This is a genomic window from Coprococcus sp. AM11-30B (genome assembly GCF_027674365.1).
Classification (GTDB): Bacteria; Bacillota; Clostridia; order Lachnospirales; family Lachnospiraceae; genus Allocoprococcus; species Allocoprococcus comes.
Genome location: NZ_JAQDVB010000047.1, coordinates 1 through 5382, shown reverse-complemented (window position 1 = coordinate 5382; position 5382 = coordinate 1). Strand labels below are relative to the sequence as shown.

7 protein-coding genes are annotated in these 5382 nt (G+C 38.4%); 6 read left to right on the top strand and 1 reads right to left on the bottom strand.

Translation table 11 applies throughout. The features are described from left to right. Positions 1 to 398: 398 nt before the first annotated feature. Genes PGU50_RS17785 through PGU50_RS17770 form a run of 4 tightly spaced genes read left to right on the top strand, consistent with a single transcriptional unit; the run spans position 399 to position 3751 of the window. A complete protein-coding gene (locus tag PGU50_RS17785) occupies positions 399 to 749 on the top strand; it encodes a hypothetical protein (RefSeq protein WP_055156125.1) in 351 nt (116 codons plus the stop codon). A 40-nt stretch (positions 750 to 789) separates the two neighbouring features. Continuing rightward, complete coding sequence (locus PGU50_RS17780; RefSeq protein ID WP_055156124.1) at positions 790 to 1473, top strand: TIGR00266 family protein; 684 nt, start codon at positions 790 to 792, stop codon at positions 1471 to 1473. Between the two features lie 18 nt (positions 1474 to 1491). Next, positions 1492 to 2232 carry a hypothetical protein gene (locus PGU50_RS17775; protein WP_044999162.1) on the top strand — a complete coding sequence of 247 codons (741 nt, stop codon included), beginning with the start codon at positions 1492 to 1494 and terminating at the stop codon, positions 2230 to 2232. A gap of 40 nt (positions 2233 to 2272) precedes the next feature. Continuing rightward, complete coding sequence (locus tag PGU50_RS17770) at positions 2273 to 3751, top strand: hypothetical protein (RefSeq protein WP_118217428.1); 1479 nt, start codon at positions 2273 to 2275, stop codon at positions 3749 to 3751. Positions 3752 to 4025: 274 nt separating this feature from the next. Here the strand turns inward: PGU50_RS17770 and PGU50_RS18275 are convergent, their stop codons facing one another. Next, positions 4026 to 4172: an IS3 family transposase gene (locus PGU50_RS18275; RefSeq protein WP_416386978.1), complete on the bottom strand. Its 147-nt coding sequence runs from the start codon at positions 4170 to 4172 to the stop codon at positions 4026 to 4028. A gap of 146 nt (positions 4173 to 4318) precedes the next feature. Between PGU50_RS18275 and PGU50_RS17765 the strand changes: the two genes are divergently transcribed. Both PGU50_RS17765 and PGU50_RS17760 read left to right on the top strand, forming a co-directional pair. Next, positions 4319 to 4741 (top strand): hypothetical protein, encoded by a 423-nt coding sequence (locus tag PGU50_RS17765; protein WP_270247632.1) that lies wholly within the window; start codon positions 4319 to 4321, stop codon positions 4739 to 4741. Positions 4742 to 4933: 192 nt separating this feature from the next. Next, positions 4934 to 5257: a hypothetical protein gene (locus tag PGU50_RS17760; RefSeq protein WP_004613237.1), complete on the top strand. Its 324-nt coding sequence runs from the start codon at positions 4934 to 4936 to the stop codon at positions 5255 to 5257. Positions 5258 to 5382: the final 125 nt, after the last annotated feature.

The window sequence follows — 5382 nt, the reverse complement described above, 5'->3', positions numbered from 1 at the left end:
GTTCAAGCAGGGGTTAGTATATAGAAAACGCTATGTTTTGACCCCGGCATCATGTCATTAAGTTAAGATGACCAATCAAGATCTTAGCATCAGAAATGATGCTAGGGTCTTTTTTTTGTTTGCCGATAGATCTCTTTTATATTTTCACAAAAAGATATTGCACATATATAGCGGAGAGGTAAAAATAAAACGCTATATATAGTATACTAATCGTTCGTATTTTGAAAAATAAGCATAATATACGAATGGCGACCATAGTATTTGCTTTCTGAATCTGTTACGCTTTTATTACGAAATGGTGGCCGCCCGATAAAAGAAAAAATAAAGGAAATGGATAAGGAGGGAGAACTGAGAGTGGGATGGTGATAGAGCAAGGAGGTTAACAAGGAGGTTAAAATGTGGAATATATTACGAAAAAGGATTTAATAGATTGTTCTACGCCGGATGAGTTTTGCTTTTCACTATGCTGCATGGAATGTAAAACAGTATGGAAAAGTACACCAATTCGTTTTTCCAGAGCGGGGAAAAAACCGGAAAATGAAAATCGGAAGATTATTTATGATACACTTTATGAACGGGAAAAGAATTTAGCATTTCAAAAAGCATTGAATCAGGCGAAAGAGATCTTTAATATTTGTCCGATATGTAAGCGTCTTGTATGTGACCATTGCTTTTTAATCTGTGATGATCTGGATATGTGTGTGCAATGTGCTACAAAGCTTAATGAAAAAGGTACTGTTGTAGGATGAAAACAAAAAAGAAAAATGAAAAAGAAAGGAGAACTTTGTTATGAAAAAATATGAGATTTTAGGAGGAAATTTACCAGTTGTTGTATGTGAATTATCAGCAGGAGAATCTATGATCACAGAAAGCGGAAGTATGAGCTGGATGAGCCCGAACATGAAAATGGAGACGATTTCCGGAGGCGGAATGAAGAAAATGTTCGGCAGACTGATGTCTGGTGATTCTGCGTTTCAAAACAGATATACCGCAGAAGGTGCAGACGGAATGATTGCATTTGCATCAAGTTTTCCGGGAGCGATCAAAGCATTGGAGATTAGCAACGGTCACTCCATGATCGTGCAGAAGAGTGCATTCCTTGCTTCAGAAGAAGGCGTAGAACTGTCCATGCATTTTCAGAAAAAATTAGGGAAAGGCATATTTGGAGGAGAAGGTTTCATTATGCAGAGATTGAGCGGAAATGGAACCGCGTTTGTAGAAATTGATGGACATGCAGTGGAGTATGATTTGAGTGCAGGACAGGAAATTTTGATCAGTACGGGGTACTTAGCGGCAATGGAAGAAACCTGCACTATGGATGTTGTAGCTGTAAAAGGAGTAAAAAATATGCTGATTGGAGGAGAAGGCATTTTTAATACCGTTGTGAAAGGACCGGGAAAGGTGATCTTGCAGACAATGCCAATCAGTAAGGTGGCAGAATTGCTGACTCCTTTTTTTGCAGATAAGAAGTAATTGAAAGGGGAGAAGATTATGAGAAAGAAGTTGAATTTGTTATTTGGACTGGTGCTTATTATCAGTATGATAGCGCTGATTGGTTGTGGAGGCTCCGGAAAAACAGGAGAGAAGAACCCGTATGAAGGAAAATGGGTAGCGGTGTCCGCCCAGATGATGGGAATGTCTGTCAGTATAGATGAAACTTTCGGAGGTGCTTTTGAATTTGAAGTAAAAAACAACGGAAAAGTTTCCTTTTCAGTTGGAGACACTACCGGGAATGGAAAATGGTCTGTCGAAGATAATCAGTTTATCTTGAGCATCGAAGGAGAAGAGATGGTGGGAATCATCGGAAAAGATATTATTTCTTTTGATAATATGCTCGAGATGGGAGTAAAGGTGATTTTTGCAAAGGATGGAACGGATGCAATGGATCCGGCACTCTATCTGACAGAGGAGGAAAATGCAGTCATAGGTGAGTGGGCTGCAGAAAGCGTGGAAGAACTTTTAGGAGACGGACCTCAGACTTCTATGGAAGGAGTAGACAACATCAATGATGCACTGCGTCTTGATTTCAAAAGTGACCGTAATGTAACAGTTATTTATAAAGGGGAGGAGATTGGGACTTTCCCATGGTCAGTTGCACTGGGATATTGTTCGATTGAATCAGAAAATCCATCTCTTACAGTGATGATAAATGACGATGGTACTTTGAAAGTAGACTACAGTGATGATGATGACTACTACACATTCCACTGTGTAAAAAGTGACAGTGAATAACTGAAAAGGATGTGGAAATCATGAAAGGAGGGAAGACGCCATGAAAAAGAAACTATGGTGTGTGCTGTGTATCATGATATGCATGATGATGATAGCGGCATGTGGACAAAAAAAGAATCCGGAGAAGAAAAAATCGGAAAAAGCAGAGCAGGAAGAAACAGAATTTAAAGACAGAGAAAGTCTTAAATTAAGTTTATTTACAGTGTATTATCCGAAGGCATGGAACTACGATAAAGAGAATATGAAGAAAGATGAAGAATATTCTTACGTTAGATTTTTTGATGGAGATACAGTAGATGGATCCGAGAATGTCATTTCTATAGAAGCAACCAAGGAGGATTCATATACATATCGAAAGAGTTTAATTGCCTTTGGAGTGGATTTAGAGGCATATGCTGAAGGGAAAATGGACACTGTAACAATAGGAAATGCAGAATATACAGCAATGCCGGAAAGTAATTCCATAGAAAAAACGTATATGTATCGTTATGAACAGTCTGGCACATCCTATGATATCAGAGTAAGAGGACAGGAAATAGATGATTCTGACAAAGAATTGTTAGAAGGAATTGTGCTGAAATTAGAGGATGAAGGAAATAAAGACGCACCATGGCCATGGGAGGGAGAGCCTGTTGAACCTGTATTGGCAGAGCAGATGGTAGGTTCTTATACAATCGTTCCGAAATATATCCCATTTAAAGAAGCACAGGGAGTTATGCAGATTATGGATCATCAGTTTGTAAAACAGGGCAATCAAGTGTTCCATTTGCTGGAGAACAAACTGGATACTTATGAATATTCAGAAAGTGGACTTGAATTCGTATCTTCGATGGAATTAGACGATGATTTTGAATATTTGTCTGGGGACAGCAGTGGAATGTTATATCTTTCGCCTGGAATTGGAGATGTAATTGGCGTAAAAGATGGGAAAAAGGCACTTCAGACAACAGTAGACGGAGATCTGAATATGCATCCATCCGGAGAATGGGGAATCAGTTTCTGGGTGAACAGTGATACTCAGAAGATTGCGAATCAAGGCGGTAACCTGACGGCAGAACCGTGGATACTGACCGGATTAAATAAAGATGAAGAACGCAAGGGACTGTTTTCTATGATAGATGACGTACAGATCACGAATAGTCATATTATGGTTGCCGGCTCCATGGCTGTGGAAGATGAAGGCACAAAAATTGTTGTCTATGATTATGATGGCAATCAGCTTTTGAAATTAGGTGGAGAAGATATCAGTTCTCCGGACAAGCTCGGTTCCATTACAGGCATGGCGGAAACAGAAAATGGTTTTGTGGCTGCAGATGGAAATATGCGTGAAATACAATTTTGGGCAAAAGATGGAACGCACGTAGGTGCAATTTCTACAGAGGACATATTTGGTGTCAGTTATCCATGGCTGGAAGATATGCAGCTTTTAGATGACGGCTCTCTGTTAATTATGCTGACACAGGAACGAGACGACGGATCAGCAAATGAATTGATGTTTTTCAGATTGACAGGATTTTAATTGAAAAAATAAAAATCGCTTGCCGGCAGAAATTTATCTGCAGGCAAGCGATTTTTCTGTTTTCTGTTTCCAATATAAAGGTAGAATTTTATCACATCAGTGAATCAATTTTCATATTTATCGTATACAGATATATACAACATAAATGGCATAGAGGATCAACATCAGGATCCCCTCCTTTTTATCGAGTGATTTTTTGGTCCATGCCATAATTGGTCCTATGTCAAGAAAAAGTACAAATTAAATGTAACCAATTTCCCATTTTTTGTAATTGTTAACTCGCTAAGTTTGTTACGTCCGTTTCCAAGTTTTTCAGATATTGTTCCTCATATTCATTTGGAGACAAATATCCACAATGACTATGAATACGGACTGTATTATAGAATGTTTCAATATATCTGGACTGTTTTGCTTTTTCAATTACGACAGTAGTGTTTGTACTCCTTCCGCATATCGGTATGGGGATAGTTGCAGTGCTTGAGGTCGTGAAATGTGGATTACAGGATTTTATCCTGGGATGATGGTGGAAAACTTTTGAGTATGCTATACATAGAAAGGCAAAAATAGATGATGGAAGAATTATATAAAGTGATGGACGATTTGCTGGATGTAGAATTTCAGATGAAATCAGGGATAGATCTCCTGAAAGAATTGGAAGAGTTTTATTTGTCGAATCCTGAAACAGAAGCGTCTGAAGCAAGAAAACTTGCAGTGTTGATCAAGGGATATTTGCAGTCGATGAAGTCAAATATTCGAAAAATCATTCGTTATATTGATGATACAACACTTGAGAAATCAAATGAGGAAAAGAAAGACAAACAGGAAGCTGAGAGTACCATGTCAGAGAAAGTGCAAGAATTTGTAAATCTGACAATTACAGAGCATATGGGAAAAGCGTATTCGGAATGGAAGTTAAATCAGGATAAAGAGACGGTAAGTGAGATTGATAAGAAATACCAGAAATTACTGGAAACGTTATCCCCAGAATAGGAAGAAGTGATTACGGAATACTGTAATGCAATTTTCAGCAGTGGAGCAGATACAGAAGAGTTTTTCTATCGGTTGGGATTAAAAGATGGACTGAATCTGAAAAATACGGTAAAATCTGTATTAGAAATGATATCATGAAATCGGAATTTATCAGAAAATGAGGAATAGTTGAAATGGAGGCGCTATAATAACATGAAGATTGAAGGGAACCAGAAAGAACTGGATGCAATGGTAGAATTTCATAAGGGAAACCGTGTCGAGGGGCTGAGACTGCAAGAAGAATTTGCAGCGGAATTTCGTAAGGAGTATAAAGACAAAGATCACTGTCCTTGCCTGAAAGCCTGTCGTTATCACGGAAACTGTAAGGAATGTGTAGCAATCCACAGAGCGCATCAGGAACATGTTCCTAATTGTATGCGACCATTGATTAATAAAAAATTGAAATTGATGTCAGAATTAACAGAGCATACCTTGGCAAATGAAATAGAAGCTCCACATGAGATTTTAAGAAAATAGGCAAGTCAAATTCCCGTTTATTGGGAAGTCGCAGAGAACGAAAAATCGGAAGTTTACAGCGAGGTGAAAGAGGTTGCTGAAAGACTTCAAACAGATTATCATGTGGTTTTGCCTATATTAGATGG